A 16,194-nucleotide genomic window follows, 5' to 3' on the forward strand; every position below is an offset into this window, starting at 1 on the left:
AACCGGCCCAAAGGGAGGTTTTGATCATGCGATATCGATTTTATCCATCGTCAGACCGGAAAAATCAATGCGATTGGACATAATCAATATGTTCATCAGGAGGGCAAATCCTTACGATAGAAATGTGATCAGCCACTGATCGTCCAACATACAAGGAGGGTTCAACCATGAACAGCAGCATGCAGACAAGAAAGAGAAACAACCTGTGGATCGCCACGATGCTGACATTAACATTAACGATCTCGGCATGCTCAAGCAATGCACCGGGCAACCAAGCGAAGCCGAATGCAGGGAGCGAATCGAATCAAGCGATAACCAACCAACCGGCCGATTCTGCAACCGCTTCCGATACGACCTATCCGTTGCACACCGATGCGGCGCTGACGTATTGGGCGCCGTTTAATCCAGCGCTTAATACCGTCAAGGCAAGCTACAACGAAACGCCTTTCTATGAAGCGCTGCAACAGGCAACCGGCGTAACCGTTTCCTATACCAGTCCGGCAATCGGGCAAGAGAAGGATTCGTTTAATATTTTGCTGGCCTCGGGCGATCTGCCTGATATTGTGGAGTGGGATTGGCTCAAAGGCTTCCCGGGAGGACCTGAGAAGGCAATCCAGGATGGCTATATTCTGAAGCTGAATGATGCCATTGAGCAATGGGCGCCTAATCTGAAAAAATATCTGGCGGAGCATCCAGAGGTGGATAAACAAATCAAAACGGATAATGGAGATTATTATGCCTTCCCGTTTATTCGCGGCGACGATGCGTTGAAGGTTTTTCAGGGCCCGATTATTCGCAAGGACTGGCTGGATGAACTGGGACTGCCGGTACCAACGACGATGGAGGAATGGCATACGACATTAAAGGCGTTTAAAGAAAACAAAGGAGCAACCGCGCCGCTGGCGTTGCTTAACGGCCTATTCGATCCGGGTGCTTTTGTCGGCGCTTACGGCGTCGTCCATGGCTTCTACCGGGTTGGAGATGAAGTGAGATACGGTCAGATTCAGCCCGAATACAAGGCGTTTTTGACGACGATGCGCAGTTGGTACGAAGAGGGGCTGTTCGACCAGAATTTTGCTTCGATTGACGGCAAAACATTGGATGCCAATCTATTGGACGGCGCAACAGGAGCAACCATCCACAATAGCGGCGGCGGGATCGGCAAGTGGACGCCGATGCTTCGAGATATCGATCCGAAGGCACAGCTTGTAGGCGCGCCTTATCCGGTTCTTACCAAAGGAGATACGCCCAAGTTTGGTCAAAAAGACTTTGCTTACACCTCTGTCTATAGCGCCGCAATCAGCGCCTCTACCACAAATCTGGAAACGGCAGTTAAATTTCTGGATTACGGATACAGCGAGGAAGGGCATATGCTGATGAATTTCGGGATATTAGGCGAGAGCTATACGATGGAAGACGGCTATCCCAAGTACTCGGAATTAATCGTGAGTAACCCGGATAATCTGGGCATTGCGCAAATGCTGGCGTTGTATACGCGCGGCAGCTATCAAGGCCCGTTCGTCCAGGATATCCGATACCTCGAGCAGTATTATAGCTACCCGGAGCAGTTGGATGCGATCCAGGCATGGCAGACCCAATCGGAGGAAAACAAGCTGCCGCCTGTCACGCCAAGTCAGGAGGAAAATGCGGAGTTTGCTGCCATCATGTCAGACGTCAACACATTAGCTCAACAAATGCTGGAGAAGATTATTTTGGGCGTCGATCCCATCTCCGAGTTTGACAATTATGTCGCCAAAATCAAGTCCTCCAAAATCGATCGTGCCATTGCAATTCAACAAGCCGCACTGGATCGTTATAACTCCCGCTAACCGTGAACGCAGAGACAGAAGGAGTGGCAGGCGATGAAGCGCTCGAACGTGTACAAGGACTTTAGGCTGAATAAATATTTGTATCTCCTAATGCTCCCGGTCTTATTGTATTACCTCGTGTTCCATTATGCGCCGATGTATGGCGCACTGATTGCTTTCAAAAATTTTACGCCGATCAAGGGAGTATGGGATAGCGAATGGGTCGGCTTCACCCATTTTATTTCTTTCTTTAATAGCTATTACTTTTGGATGGTACTAAAAAATACGATCATCATTAGCCTGTACTCCATTTGCTTCGAGTTTCCGATGCCCATTATGTTGGCGTTGCTCATCAATGAGGTGCGGAACAAATATTTCAAAAATCTGGTGCAGACCATCACGTATATGCCCTACTTTATCTCGCTTGTCGTCATATGCGGGATGATCAAGGACTTCACCAATGCCAATGGATTTCTAAATACGGCCTATACTGCGATTGCTGGAGGGGAGGGGCAAGCCCTCCTGCAACGCCCGGAGCTGTTCAGGTCCATCTACATTGTGTCGGATATTTGGCAGAGGATGGGCTGGGAGTCGATTATCTACTTGGCCGCCTTGATGTCTATCGATCAGGAGCAGTACGAAGCGGCCAAGATAGACGGGGCATCGCGAATAAAGCAGATCTGGCATGTCACCTTGCCCGGTCTCATGCCCACGATAACGATTTTATTGATTTTGCGGATCGGCAATATACTGAATGTCGGTTTCGAAAAAATAATTTTGTTATATAGTCCGATTACTTACGATGTAGCGGATGTGATCTCGTCCTTTGTGTATCGAAGAGGATTGCTGGAGTTCAACTGGAGCTATAGCACCGCTGTCGGCTTGTTCAATTCGGTTATTAATTTGATGCTGCTCGTGCTGGCCAACTATTTTAGTCGTAGGCGAAGCGGGAACAGCTTATGGTAGGAGGTGCGCGCCCATGAAAAACGGGAAGGCCGGCGAGCGAATATTTGATCTAGGGGTCTATTCCGTACTTATCCTGTTGATGGCGGTGTCCGTCTATCCCTTGCTTCATGTGCTGTTCGCTTCGCTGAGCGATGGAGGCGAGATCGTCCGGCATAGAGGAATCTTGTTTAGACCCCTCGGATTTAATCTAGACGCATACAAAATCGTTTTATCCAATGCATCCGTCATGAGCGGGTATCTGAACACGCTGTACATTGTTGTGATTGGGCTGTTCGTCAATCTCGTCATGACGACGTTGGGCGCTTTTGTCCTTTCTCGGCGCAACGTGCTTTGGAACAATACCTTTATGTTTGTCATCGTGTTTACGATGTTTTTTTCGGGGGGGATTATCCCGTTATATTTGACGGTCAAGGGAGTTGGTCTCATCGATTCCTTGGCCTCGGTCGTGGTTCCCTTTGCGATCAGCACCTTTAACTTAATTATTTTGCGCACCTCCTTTATGGCCTTGCCTGTCACGCTGGAGGAATCGGCCAAGATGGATGGCGCGGGTCACCTGACGGTGTTGCTTCGTATCGTGCTGCCGCTATCTCTTCCGGCATTGGCCGTCATCGAGTTATATTATGCTGTCGGCAATTGGAACGGCTGGTTCTGGGCATCCGTGTTTATTAAGGACAGCAGCAAATTTCCGCTGCAATTGGTGCTCAGACAAATTCTGATCCAGAACTCGACAGACAGCATGCTCTCTTCCACGGACAACGCATTTCAGGTAGGCGAATCGATTAAATACGCCACGATTATGGTAGCCACGCTTCCGATTTTATGCGTCTATCCGTTTATCCAAAGGTTTTTTGTCAAAGGGGTGTTGATCGGCGCGCTTAAGGGATAGCAACAGGTAGATTGGCTTGTAGACGACATCAATAATAAGAGGTGAAGGTCATGCTAAAAGCTCAAAGCAAGTATGCAGTCGTATTGCTTCTTCGTATGATGCTTGTGTTTTCCTTGCTACTTTCCTCTATGTCTTCCACGCTTATCGCAACAACAGCAAGCGCTTCTCCGGTGGATAGGTTGAACTGGACGGATACCTTTGATCGCGAGGATGGAGATGAAGTGGGGAATCACTGGGTAGAGATGCGAGGCGCGTGGTCGATCGAGGATCGGTCGCTTCGACCGGCAAGTACGACGAATGAGATGGTCATTGCCCAGACCGGCATCGAATTGGGGCGGACGTATACGATAGAAGCAACGTTGCGCAATACCGAGGCTCGCTGGAATGGTCTGGTTTTTAATCTAGTGGATAACGGGGACGGCACGCAAGACTACTATGTCTTAAGAATGGCGACCTATGCCAATCCAGGCCCGGGCGCCTGGCAACTGCTGCGGGTTACGCGTTCGACCGTTAATAACGCGAGCCTGATAGCGAAGGGGACCCTTCCGGTGGTGACAGGTCAGGACTACACCTTTCGCGTGTCGTCGTTTGCGTACGGGGTTGTACACCTTACTATCCTTGAGGGTGCGAACAAGCTGCTTGCTCGTTCGGTCTCTACTCCTGTGGGCAACCAGCTGATCGGCGGCTATGCCGGTATCTATTCGGAGTCCGGGAAGCTGCGCGTTGGCGAGGTGAGGATCGGAAGCTCCACCGAACCTGCAGAAGTCCCGACCTGGCAGGACAGCTTCGACCGGGCAGATCATACGGATGTGGGTCAAGAGTGGACGAAGCTGCGCGGCGCATGGTCGATCCAGGGCCAGACGCTTCAGTCGGGTAGCGGCGCTAATGAAATGGTCATTGCACAAACCGGCGTGGAACTGGGAAAAACATATTCGATCGATGCCCGATTGCGCAACACAGAATCGCGTTGGAACGGTATCGCATGGAATATCGAAGACAATGGCGACGGTACGCAAAATTACTATGTACTGAGGATGAAGACGCACGCCAATCCAGACCAAGGCGCCTGGCAGCTGTTGCAAATAACGCGCTCTACAGTGAGCAACGCAAGCGTGATCGCACAGGGAACCCTTGCTGCCGCGACAGGCCAGTATTATACGGTCAGGGTATCTTCTCCCTCGTATGGCGTAATCGATCTAGAAGTGTACAATGACGAAGATCAGGTGCTTGCCCGCTCGGAGGTGATCCCTCTCGACAAGCTGCTTGTAGGCGGATACGCAGGGCTGTATTCGGAATCGGGGAAATTGCAGGTGGACGACATCCGAATCGTCAATTCGGCCGAGCCGGCTGCAGCCCCTGCTTCCGGCCCGCTGGTAGCGATCCCGGCCCCAGGGACCGGAGAACCGTATCCGATGTTGGCGGGCGAGGAGACGATAGTGAATAAAAGCCTGGTCGATATGATCTGGTCGGGACATCCCGTGGGCCATTCCTTGTTAACGCAGGGAGACGATCAGTATGTGGCTTATTATAATGCCAACCGCCAAATGGTGGTCGCACACCGGAAGCTGGACGAGGACGTCTGGGTTCGTCAGCCGCTCGATACGTATGTTGGCTGGGACAGCCACAACTATGTCACGATGGCGCTTGACACTGACGGTCAGCTCCATGTGTCGGGCAACATGCACAATGTGCCCCTGATTTATTTCCGCACGACGACCCCGGGAGATGTGACGACGCTTACCCGAGTCCCTAACATGGTCGACGCGGCTACGGAGGATGCAGTCACCTATCCTACATTTTTGAAAGCGTCCGATGGACGTATGGTGTTCCGATATCGCAATGGACAGAGCGGCGACGGGGTTGATTTCTACAACATCTATGACGTAGAGACGCAGCAATGGAGCAGACTTCTGGATCAGCCGTTGCATGACGGAGAAGGGCTCCGCAATGCGTATGTGGATGCTCCGAGACTCGGACCGGATGGATATTACCATGTGGTATGGGTGTGGCGAGATACAGGTAATGCTGCGACCAACCAACGTCTGTCCTACGCGCGCAGTCAGGATCTGGTCCATTGGGAGACGAGCGACGGAACGCCGCTCGACTTGCCGATTACCTTTCGGACAGGCGAGGTGATCGACGCGATTCCTATGAACGGAGGCATCATTAACGGCAGCAATCTGGTCAGCTTTGATGCTCAGGGGCGGGTGCTGGTCAGCTATCACAAGTTTGATGCGCTCGGGAATACCCAGATTTATATCGCGCGGCTGACCTCTAATGGATGGGAAATAAATCCAATCAGCAATTGGGAAGGACGCTGGAATATTTGGGGCTTCGGCAGTCTGGTCTACGGGGTATCGATGAGCAGAGTCGCGGTACTCCCGGATAACAATCTTCGTTTGGATTTCGTGGTTGGCGGCGTCAAGCGTACGTGGATTCTGAACCCGGATACGTTAGTACCGATTATCGAGGTCGACACGCCCCAATTGCCGAGCGAGATTACGACGGTTCGCTCGACCTTCCCTACGATGCTTGCCCAGTGGAGCGCTGATCTGGGGTCCTCCGGCAGCGAGCAAGAGCGCTATATACTGAGACGAGAGAGCTTGCCGACCAACCAGGACCGACCACGCACGCCTCCGTATCCGGAAGCGGTAGCGCTCGAAGTGTATCTCCTGAGCTCGGAGGAGCAGGAGAGGTAAGGGGCTGTCCGATAAGGGGCTCGGCGAGCGAGCCCCTCCCCAATCCTGCGCCCAGACCCCTTCAGGACCACCATCGCTGTGGGGATGAAAGCGTCTTTGCGTATGTTCGTCTGACTTTCCGGACCGCTCCTATTCAAGAAGCTTGAAGCTTATCTAGCTTTTTATAATGGAGTAGAACAAATCCAACAGTCATTACGTCAAAGAGGTTGGAGGTGTTTATTGTGAACAAGCTGATCATTCTCCTTTTGATGACCCTGGTTTCGTGCCAAGCCTCGGAATCGAAGGACATCATATCGTCCAAGACGAGACCCACCCCATCTGTCTCGGAGAACGTTAACAGCGAACGGTTTACTGCTCAGATTTCTATTCCGAAACAAGTGGAAACAAATCAGGAATTTGTTATTTCTGTAGAGTTGAAAAATGAAGCTGGAGGGGATCTGCAGATTACAACGGGAAACCCGGTATTTTATTATGTCGTACGGGATAATGCCGACAAGGCGATTAATACGATTGCAAGAGATGATATTGGAGTTGTACGTCCTATGCCGGAGGGGGATGTCATTTTAGAAAAGTTGCACTACCGGTTCAAACAACCAGGTACATACGAGATTTCGGCGATGGCAGAATTTTCGGTTCAAAGCGGAGAAGAGAGTGAGGTCTATAAAATAGAGACGGCTCGAAAGTCAATCCAGGTAAGCGATTGAAGGGCATCCTCAAGATGATCGATAGCGGCAACGATATATGGCTGCGTTGAACTGCTGAAGGAGGTATAATTGCATTGGATATATACGTAAATGTCGTTTCCATGAAGAGGAGGTGGGGCCTTTGAGTCCCGGGATGAAGTGGTCGGCCTTTTTCTTATCCTTACTGGGTGTTGGGCTAAGTTTTTTGTTTCTGTTTGATAACCCTTATACTGATCAGGCCGTATCCAGCAGCACAATCGTGATTGTGGTCCTCATGCTCCTATTGCCTTCAGGCGTTATGGCCGTTTCCATCTGGCTTGGTCTTCGCGTGCTGATGGCCATTTCTTTGATCTGGCTGGCGCCCTATTCGTTATACCTCTCCGTTGCTTCCATGCCGACCATTTGGAACGTATTTTTCCTGATCCTGTTGGTGCAATTCGTCGCTACCCTTTCATTATTCAATCGCAACAAATCGAAGTCCGTCCCCGTTTAAGCAATAATCGATAAATAAAAAGAAGCCGTGAGGCCCTTGTTGGGGTTTCACGGCTTTTTCATTCCTAATTGGTTATAGAGAAAATACGCCAGTTTTCTCCTTCCTTTTTCATGAGGTAAAGTTTATCCGCTTCATAAGTCTTTAAAGGAGAATCGCTGAAGAGGACGTCCTGTTGTGATACAAAGACTTCAATGGTTCCGTCGTGTAAAGGGTTAAATCGTGGATTATCCATAGAAGTAATGATGCCATACAGTTCATCTTTTCCTTCTTGTACGGCATGATCCTGAACAAAGGTAGCCTTTAATGCTTGCATATCAAAATCCACAACTGCTTTCATCATCCGGTTGAGCGTTTGTACAATAAGCAGCTCGTCACCTTTAAACTGTTGTTCATCGATGTAATGTAAGGCGTCGATGCCAGCTTGCTGCAATTGCTGCAGCGCTGTGTTTACTTCAGCTTTACTGGTGTACGATACAGGTCCAGAGTCATTGTTGACTTGATTAGTTTCACCGGGATCGGATGGAGAAGGCTGTGGGACTGGGTCTGTATAGCCGGTCAATAGGTTGTCTTCAATCTTCCATTGCGAAAGCTCGCCTTTGGTCAACTCTGCTTGAAACGTGTTAGATTCCGGGTCATACATCACGACAGGGGCAGTCATGACTTCGTTGAGATTTACGCTTACTAGGTAATCCTTCTCCATTTTATAGATCGACGTTTCAGCTGCTGTACCTACGGTAGCAACGATTTCTTTCATCCCGTCTTGGTCTACATCAGCCTCCAGGGTGTGTGCTTCTATGTATAGTACCGTTGGGGGAGAGGAATTAAGGGAGATATAGCTAGAAACCGGAGCATTAGCGCCAATGGTGCCGGTCACTTTAAGGTAAGGTTGACCCAAGACATCTACTGTACTTGCCGAATAGTCACTGGCTCCTTCATACCCGATCTGTCCTAGGTCATAGGTTTCGTCCTTAAGTTGAAGAGCAGCAAAAATTTGCTCCGCATCTTCATTGTTTTTATAGGTTAAAACCTTGGCATCTTCGACTTCCTGACTCTTCAATTGTTTAGCTTGATCTACTGAAGTGATTTTGTTTAGTGGATCAGCAGTTAAAGACGATGTATACCTCAACTGGAATTGCTTTGTTTCAGGCGCCACCCCATTGCTGGCAGATTGCTCGGCTGCACGATCAGTATTCACTGCTGCAGGAGCATCGGAAGATGGACTGCTGCATCCCGTGATGACTCCCAATGCGATTAACGCTGCCAAAATTTTTTTCATGAATAAATCAACCCCGTATTCGTATGTGCTTTTCTCTTCGACGACTTCAAGTATTATGGCTTCGTCTAAATAGACGAAATCAAGCGCATATTTGTTGTGAAATGATCGAGTTTGGGGCGTTTCAGATAGCCAAGGCGGCTCGTGGTGCTCCACGACCATCAAGCCTTCCCTGCAAGGGCAGGCATCTTGACTCCGCTGGCGTTGCACCATCGTGCTTAAACCCCTGGCTGTACGCGAAGGGGAAGTTTCACAATCTCTGATTTGGGATTTATAAGGTAAAAGTTCTGATAAATGTGAAACCTTTCGATGATGAGAGGCGTCTATACAAATGAAAACCCACTATATCCCAAATTATGCTCCATCAGCAACTAGAGGTCAATAAGTGGAGAATGATGTGGGGAGGTGATGATTGGTCCTTAATTATGGTTGTGTGGAGGCTAGAAGTAGTAGGTTGAAAAATAACGTATATTGGAGGTCGAACTGTGAAGAGGCTCAAAGCGAAATACTTTTCCATGCTGGCTTTTTCTGTTTTGTCTCTGGTCTTATTCGGAAGTGTTGCGAGCGCAGACTATTTTGGTGGAACCAGAAAAGATGGATCACGGCCCAGTGCTTTTTATCATTCAACGGTAGCCCAATATGGTTACACGGGGGCTTACGATGCGGGCAGAGCGTACTGGAATGCTAAATCCCAGGTTAACATTACACGAGCGGTAATTTCCAATCCGATTGATCGCCCGGACACCTATTATATTGGTAACACGTCGGTGCCTGATTTCTGGGGTCAAATTGCTCCTATTAACAGTTCCGGAGTCATTGCCCAGCCGAATGAACACTGGGTTTACGTTGATGTAATCATGTATGATAACACCATGCGGGCTTCTGGTCATCAGCAAGCAAATGTACGCTATAATGCAGCTCACGAAATTGGACATACCATTAAAATGGCGCATGTCAATATTCCGACTAACTCTATCATGGTACAGGGCTGGTGGCCTATTCCGGCATCTATTACCACCTATGATTCAAATCAAGTGGATCTAAAATGGCCCGTTTTCCCATAATGAAGAACTAACATCTACGTGAAAACGTGAGAATATCTAGGAGGGTTTGCATGAAACGAATGAAGTTGATGCTGCTGGTGTCATCGTTCTCTTTGGTCCTTTTCGGCTGTGCTAGTAATGCGCCCGGAGAAAATGCAGGTGAGGTGGTAAGCACAGGGGGGAATTTGGAAACAGTCGTGACTCATGGCAATTACAAAGCTTTTAAAGAGGAAAGCCCCCTGTATGATGATGCGGATTTGGTTGTGATTGCTCAAACCGACACGGAGTTTTTAGATCGTGAACACGTTGTTCAATATTTTGAACCTGATGAGGCCCAGGAAGGTTCTCCACAAGCAATTGAAGACTTTCATACCAAGACGCCTATCACAATTCTCAAGGTGTTGAAGCCATCGGAGGAAGCCCCTGCCCTCGAAAATGAGATCTTAACGATTATCGAACCTGTTTCAATCATCGAGCAGAACGGTACTTCTCAAAAAATTACGATTGAAAATTATAATGAGATTCAAGCCGGCGAAAAGTATGTTCTGTATTTAAAGCTGAACACGTACGGAGAGTATGGTGTTATTAATATGAATAATGGCCGGTTCAGCCTAGAGCCTGAAACGTTGACATTAGACTCCTTGGATCATGGCCATGCGGACGATCAGAACCTTCACAATACACTGAAGAGTGCGGTAGAGGAAAGATTTAAAGCTGAAATTGAAGAAGTCCAGAATCAATAACATATTATCAGAAGAAGAAGCGTCCAATCAGAGCCAACAGGCTTTTGGTTGGACGCTTCTTTTTATCTCACTGGAGATGAACGTGCATACCTGAACTTCCCCAATTCTTGCAATTGCGCGGACAACTTGAACGCGCTCTTTTCCGTTAACGTCAAATTGTTATATAGCTGGAAATGGGAGTGTATTGAATATGATGTTGCGTGCCCTGTTGACTACCGTGGCCGTTGCTGTCTTTCTTTCGGGTTGTGGGTCTCAACCAAGTTCTTCCGATGCAAATGCCGATAATGAACCTGTACCGGCAGCTCAGAGCAATTCACCAACTCAGAACGAGCCATCTACACCGCCTAAAACCCAAACAGAAATTCAACCAGCCGATGATAAAGAGGAACAAGAGCAGGATGTCTCGTTTGAATCTGTCATCCTTTTTGAACTGACGGATGAAGATTTGAGCAAACCTGAAACAGAGATTCCCTATTACACTTTTGGTAATATAGGTTTTGTCACCCAAGAGGAGATTCAAGGGTTCTCTAATGGTTCTTATCCCTGGAGAGGCGATTCCGTCCAAGCGGCCTCGATTTTAACGCAGAATCTGATTCCAGAAGGGATGTCAGCGGATCAAGTGGAATATAAGGCGGTGCCTGTAGAGAACCAATCCCAAGCTGATGAAACGACGGTTGTAGATATGATCGTTCCAAGCCTTGGAACGTTTACGATTCATTTGCAACATCCGAATAAAGCCGTGTTCTCCTATATCACAAAAATGGTTTGGCAGCCGGAGTCCTCCAAAGCACTACAGCAGCTTGAAGGAAGTGTGACGCTCCTTGATCTCGATGAGAGCTGGTTCGATAAATTGACGAGTAAGATACCTGCCTTTGGCAAAGGAAACATTCGCTATTTTGAACAGGAAGCTGTAGATAGTTTTAATCAGGGCCACAGCGTGCCTTGGGGTGACCCACGTGTTCAGGCAATGTTAGCAATATCCGAACTGGTTCCGTATGACTATCTGCAAGATGAAGCCATATCTCAGCAACTTAGCGACCGAAAAGAAATTCTTACCACCTCTAACGGAATTGTATTTACGCCCCAATATGAAAGCTTTCAAGATCGACCAGTTGTAGTACAAGTAGAAGTACCTGATTTTGGCGTTTACACGGTTACGCTCAATAGTGGTACGGATTCGTCGATTGCAATCGTTCAGAAAGTTGAGTTTGAAGCAGGGAAGTAGTGTAAATGAAGGTCATTCGCCTTGGAAGACATCTCCCGCATTGACGGTAGAATTTATGGCTGCAAATCTAATTCCTGAAGAAGTAAACTCGAATGATTATAAAATTGTTCAAGTGGACGCTGCTGGAACGGCTAATGAAACAACAATCATTGAGGTGCAGGTGCCCGGCCTGGGCACTTATATTTTTACGGTGAAGTATGCGAAAGACAGCCCGATTACTTTTATCTCCAAAATTGAACTTCAGCCTAATTAACACGGGACAGCAGGAACCAAGTGAACTTGGCTCCTGCTTGTTTTACGAAAAGCGCAAACCCCCATTTACTAGGGTGTCGCTTGCCTTATGTTCTGCGCTTATCCTCATAGAGGTCACTGGACCTCCACGACGATATAGTAGATTGAATCGGCTCGTGTTACATCCTCCTGATCCTCAACCGTCCATTTGGCGAAGATGGAGTAATAATACCTCCCGGATTCTTCAGGCGCATGAAAGGTGAAGTCCTTATTTGCAACCGGGATTTGCTTGTCGCCATCTGTGTAACTAACGTGAATCTGATTGGGCATCGGCTCATATTCCATCTGCACCATGAGCTTTGCTCCAGGTTGTGCCACAATAGCAGGGGGTTCGGCAAGCTGCTCGATGGGGCCAAATGACATGTCTACGCAACCTACCCAGCAGTAAGAGCCACGATGAGCATCGTAACGCTCGCCCTCGTACTCGATCCAAGCAGACGGAGGGGCGTCTCCGGTCAACTCCGTAAATTGCTCTTCAGAGGAAGCAGAGGGAGCTGATGTTGACGCCAAGGTTACTTGTAGCGAATCTTGCTGGTCGGCAGAGCAACCTGCAAGTGCACACATTAGCAGAATGTACAGCCAAGCTGATTTCTTCATATTCGATATAACCTCCTTATCCTTCCGACGCTGCTGTAAGGTGGAAAGTTGCTGGGGACCGAATAAACGAACAATTAGAGCCCAGCCTGCGGAAAATGCGGGCCGGGCTCTATAGATACATCCGAGTTTGAAGTTCCTATTCACGTCCCTATTAACATCGATTACATATCTGCTATAATGGGCGGATAATTTGATAAGAAAGGTCGTGCGAGCAATGAAGATTACAAAAATGAAGCCATCATCTGCCTCGCTGGCCGAGCCCTCGGACGTTGAGGTGCGCTGGCGCACGACAATTACGGGCGATGCGGGGCATCGGTTATGGCTTGACCCAGAATATAACCGTGTGATGGTGAGCGATGGCTGGGGCGTGGCGTTCGCTGCGTTACGGTTGCGGGCGCTGGATGTGAGCGACGGGCGAGAGCTGGCTGCCGCAAGGCTGGGCAACGCTGCTCGCGCGCTAGCTCCAGATGCGGACGGGAGCTGGTTGGCGGCAACGGACACCAAGCTGTTCCGACTCGACCGCTCCGACTTGCGATTGGGGAGTAAATGGACGTCGCGCATCCCGAAATATAGCGACAGCTTGATCGCCGGAGGGGGCTTTGTTCATGCGGTCAATCATGCTTCGGCAGGTCTGCATGCAATTGATCTCACGACTGGCGCCGTGAAGCGCAGGCTGCTGGACGAGGATGTGCAGCTTCATGCCGACGATAGGGGACTTATCGCCGTATGCGGGAACGGCAGCTTGTGGCGCGCGGATTATGGCCTCGCTGCCGCGCCTCGACGCTGCGCCCAACTGCCGGCGCTTTGCGATTCTGCGCTGGATCAGCAGGGACAGTTATGGCTCTCGCTGGGCCAGGGAAGGCGAAGGGAGCCGAATCGTGTAAGCTGGGCGGAGCCGACCGCCCAGCTTGGATTGTTCGACCTGGCAGCAGGCGAGCATCTGGTGGAGATTGAGCTTGCCCTGCCATTCTGGCAGCTTGCCGTATCCTCCGATGGCGAGACGGTTTGCGTAGCAGGCGTGGTGTCGCAGGAGCTGGACGGCCAGGTATATCAGCGCAAGACCGATATTGCCTGCTACCGCACCTCCGACTACCAATGGTTGTCCTGGTTACGCGTTCCGGAAGGATTCGAGATCCAGAGCATTTGGCCTGATTGTAAGGTTGCTTTTGCGACCAAGGCCAAGGCGGCGCTACGGGATTCCGACAACGCGCAGTCCGAGCTGATTTGTTTCTCGATCTCCTGATCGTCCCGTGGATCGCCGATTCACGGATCGCCCATTGGTGAGTGTGGGCGGTTCGTTCGTATTACTTAGAAGCGACTGGGACCGTAATATGGTTGCCGACGGTCGCTGCCATTTTGACGATGGCCTTCGGATCGGAGTTGCGAACATTCACATCGATACGAGGCGTGTAGGCTTCCTCCAACCGCGCAGCCTCTGCGTCCGTCAGCTTGATCGCGACAGCTTTGAGCGCATCATCGATGTGGCTCGTTTTGGTCGCTCCTACGATGGGCGCAGCCACAACCGGATTGCGATACAGCCAGGCAAGCGCGATCTCCGCCCGACTGACCCCGCGTTCCTCTGCCACTTGCCCCACCGCTTCGACGATATTGTGATCGGCTGCCGCAGTGGCTTCGAAAAACTTGGCAGCGCCGGATTCGGCCTCCGTGCGCTTCGTGTTCGCACCCCAAGGACGGGCCAGCAGTCCGCGCGACAGCGGGCTGTAGACGATCGTTTGGATCCCCTCGTCGGCACAGAGCGGGAGCATTTCGTTTTCTTCCTCGCGGGCAACCAGATTGTAATTGTGCTGCATGGAGATAAAGCGTGTCCATCCATTCGTTTTCTGCAGGTGGAGCGCTTTGGCGAACTGCCAGGTCCTCATCGTGGAGGCCCCCAGATAGCGCACCTTGCCCATCTTCACCAGATCATGAAGGGCTTCGAGCGTCTCCTCCCATGGCGTGAAGGGATCGGCGCGATGAATCTGGTAAAGATCGATGTAGTCTGTTCCGAGACGACGCAGGCTGTGATCGATCTCAGTCATAATCGACTTCCGCGAGAGACCAAACGAGTTAGGTCCAGAGCGCATGGGAGCGCCGAGCTTGGTAGCCAGGACGACACTGTCGCGTGTAGAGAAATCCTTGATCGCTCGACCGATGATCTCCTCGCTGGCCCCTTGAGAGTACATATTCGCGGTATCAAAGAAATTGATTCCGGCCTCGATCGCATATCGAATGACAGCGCGACTCTCTTCCTCTCGGATGGACCAAGAAGGGTAGCCATGTGACGGGTTGCCGTAGCCCATGCAGCCGATACAGATGGGCGAAACCTCAAGACCGGAATTGCCAAGCTTCCTATTTTGCATGTTTGCCTCCTAGATTCGTTGTAGTTGCTATCCCGATTATATCTTCGAGGCTACGGCACCCGGTAACCCATTCCCATCAAAAAACTGCCCAATCCTATCACCACTTGAAATTTACAGCTCTATTCCATGTTCGTCCGTTTCTTTAATGCGTCGCCTGTCTTTTTTGGGTGAGACACCAAACATCCGCGAATATTCACGGATAAATTGCGTCGGACTCTCGTACCCGACTCGGAAGGCTGTATCAGCGACATTTATTGCATCCTCCGTTATTAAAAGCTGCCGGGCCTCTTGAAGCCGCAGCTGCTTCTGAAACTGAATCGGGCTCATCGCGGTGATCTGCTTGAAATGCCGATGAAACGACGGAACGCTCATCTTCGCGATATCCGCCAGGTCGCTAACTCGAAGAGGCTCTTGGAAATGATAGAGAAGGTGTTGGATGGCGTGTTGGATATGCATAGCAGGCGTACCGTCCGTCACAATCTGTCGAAGGGAGCGACCATGCTCGCCGTGCAGCACGCGGTAGACAATTTCTTTGGTGAACAACGGGGCAAGCGCCGGGATGTCCGCCGGTGTATCCAGCAGCCCGATCAGTCTGACGACGGCATCCAGCATAGCACGATCCATTTCCGCCACGTTTAAGCTGCGGCTTGATTGCCCTCTGTGACTGCCCGTTTGCGCGTCGTCGCTTAACAGCTCTAAAATATCGCTGCGCGAAAACTCGATTTTACAGGACAAATTGGGCACGGCAGCGGAAGCCTCGAGAACCTCGGCGACGATCGGCAAATCCATGGAGGCGACAAGGTAATGCGGAGGACCATAGCTGAAACGCTCCTCGCCGAACAGGACATCCTTGACGCCTTGAACCATAATAAAAATCGAAGGCTTGTCGATCTTGTAAGGAGGGGCCGATCGGTTGGAACGGTAGGGAATCGAATGTCTGAAAAAGACAAGATTAGCAATGTCGGTGCAATGCATCCCTTCTCTGAAAGTATGACGATCGACGAGCACGGCAAGCTCTTTTTGCAAAGCTGCGAATGAATTCGGCATCATAATCCTCTCAAAATCGTTGGTTTGTCAGGTACAAACATTTTACCGGGTGGGCGACTTTTTGGCTATGAAAAAATGCG

15 protein-coding genes are annotated in these 16,194 nt (G+C 50.0%); 11 read left to right on the forward strand and 4 right to left on the reverse strand.

Annotated elements, in window-relative coordinates:
* Positions 1-167: 167 nt before the first annotated feature.
* The 6 genes from PA598K_RS13360 (at position 168) to PA598K_RS13385 (ending at position 7,535) form a co-directional block, all read left to right on the forward strand.
* Positions 168-1,829, forward strand: coding sequence for an extracellular solute-binding protein (locus PA598K_RS13360; protein WP_260405398.1), 1,662 nt, complete (start codon positions 168-170; stop codon positions 1,827-1,829).
* Positions 1,830-1,862: 33 nt separating this feature from the next.
* On the forward strand, positions 1,863-2,774 hold the full coding sequence (locus PA598K_RS13365) for an ABC transporter permease (protein ID WP_128657450.1): 912 nt from the start codon (positions 1,863-1,865) through the stop codon (positions 2,772-2,774).
* 13 nt (positions 2,775-2,787) lie between these two features.
* Positions 2,788-3,660, forward strand: coding sequence for a carbohydrate ABC transporter permease (locus tag PA598K_RS13370; protein ID WP_128657451.1), 873 nt, complete (start codon positions 2,788-2,790; stop codon positions 3,658-3,660).
* 221 nt (positions 3,661-3,881) lie between these two features.
* Positions 3,882-6,359 carry a BNR repeat-containing protein gene (locus PA598K_RS13375; protein ID WP_185601921.1) on the forward strand — a complete coding sequence of 826 codons (2,478 nt, stop codon included), beginning with the start codon at positions 3,882-3,884 and terminating at the stop codon, positions 6,357-6,359.
* 221 nt (positions 6,360-6,580) lie between these two features.
* Positions 6,581-7,063 carry a hypothetical protein gene (locus tag PA598K_RS13380; RefSeq protein ID WP_128657453.1) on the forward strand — a complete coding sequence of 161 codons (483 nt, stop codon included), beginning with the start codon at positions 6,581-6,583 and terminating at the stop codon, positions 7,061-7,063.
* A gap of 121 nt (positions 7,064-7,184) precedes the next feature.
* A complete protein-coding gene (locus PA598K_RS13385; RefSeq protein WP_128657454.1) occupies positions 7,185-7,535 on the forward strand; it encodes a hypothetical protein in 351 nt (116 codons plus the stop codon).
* Positions 7,536-7,599: 64 nt separating this feature from the next.
* Here PA598K_RS13385 and PA598K_RS13390 read toward each other — a convergent pair whose 3' ends face one another.
* Positions 7,600-9,021, reverse strand: coding sequence for a hypothetical protein (locus PA598K_RS13390; RefSeq protein ID WP_128657455.1), 1,422 nt, complete (start codon positions 9,019-9,021; stop codon positions 7,600-7,602).
* Between the two features lie 272 nt (positions 9,022-9,293).
* On the opposite strand from PA598K_RS13390, the gene PA598K_RS13395 reads away from it, so the two are divergent.
* The 4 genes from PA598K_RS13395 (at position 9,294) to PA598K_RS13410 (ending at position 12,072) form a co-directional block, all read left to right on the forward strand.
* The gene (locus tag PA598K_RS13395; RefSeq protein ID WP_128657456.1) at positions 9,294-9,872 is read left to right on the forward strand and encodes a hypothetical protein; all 579 of its coding nucleotides are present in this window, start codon (positions 9,294-9,296) and stop codon (positions 9,870-9,872) included.
* 50 nt (positions 9,873-9,922) lie between these two features.
* Positions 9,923-10,594, forward strand: coding sequence for a hypothetical protein (locus tag PA598K_RS13400; protein ID WP_128657457.1), 672 nt, complete (start codon positions 9,923-9,925; stop codon positions 10,592-10,594).
* A gap of 190 nt (positions 10,595-10,784) precedes the next feature.
* Positions 10,785-11,819 (forward strand): hypothetical protein, encoded by a 1,035-nt coding sequence (locus PA598K_RS13405; protein WP_128657458.1) that lies wholly within the window; start codon positions 10,785-10,787, stop codon positions 11,817-11,819.
* Positions 11,803-12,072 carry a hypothetical protein gene (locus tag PA598K_RS13410; protein ID WP_128657459.1) on the forward strand — a complete coding sequence of 90 codons (270 nt, stop codon included), beginning with the start codon at positions 11,803-11,805 and terminating at the stop codon, positions 12,070-12,072. The genes PA598K_RS13405 and PA598K_RS13410 overlap by 17 nt, the downstream gene beginning before the upstream one ends.
* Positions 12,073-12,185: 113 nt before the next feature.
* Here PA598K_RS13410 and PA598K_RS13415 read toward each other — a convergent pair whose 3' ends face one another.
* Complete coding sequence (locus PA598K_RS13415) at positions 12,186-12,707, reverse strand: hypothetical protein (RefSeq protein ID WP_128657460.1); 522 nt, start codon at positions 12,705-12,707, stop codon at positions 12,186-12,188.
* Positions 12,708-12,921: 214 nt separating this feature from the next.
* Between PA598K_RS13415 and PA598K_RS13420 the strand changes: the two genes are divergently transcribed.
* Complete coding sequence (locus tag PA598K_RS13420) at positions 12,922-13,950, forward strand: hypothetical protein (protein ID WP_128657461.1); 1,029 nt, start codon at positions 12,922-12,924, stop codon at positions 13,948-13,950.
* 61 nt (positions 13,951-14,011) lie between these two features.
* Here PA598K_RS13420 and PA598K_RS13425 read toward each other — a convergent pair whose 3' ends face one another.
* Positions 14,012-15,067, reverse strand: a complete 1,056-nt coding sequence (locus PA598K_RS13425) for an aldo/keto reductase (protein WP_128657462.1) — start codon at positions 15,065-15,067, stop codon at positions 14,012-14,014.
* Between the two features lie 111 nt (positions 15,068-15,178).
* A complete protein-coding gene (locus PA598K_RS13430; RefSeq protein WP_128657463.1) occupies positions 15,179-16,114 on the reverse strand; it encodes an AraC family transcriptional regulator in 936 nt (311 codons plus the stop codon).
* Between the last annotated feature and the right edge of the window lie 80 nt (positions 16,115-16,194).

The sequence above is a fragment of the Paenibacillus sp. 598K genome (assembly GCF_003851045.1).
Taxonomy (GTDB): domain Bacteria; phylum Bacillota; class Bacilli; order Paenibacillales; family Paenibacillaceae; genus Paenibacillus_D.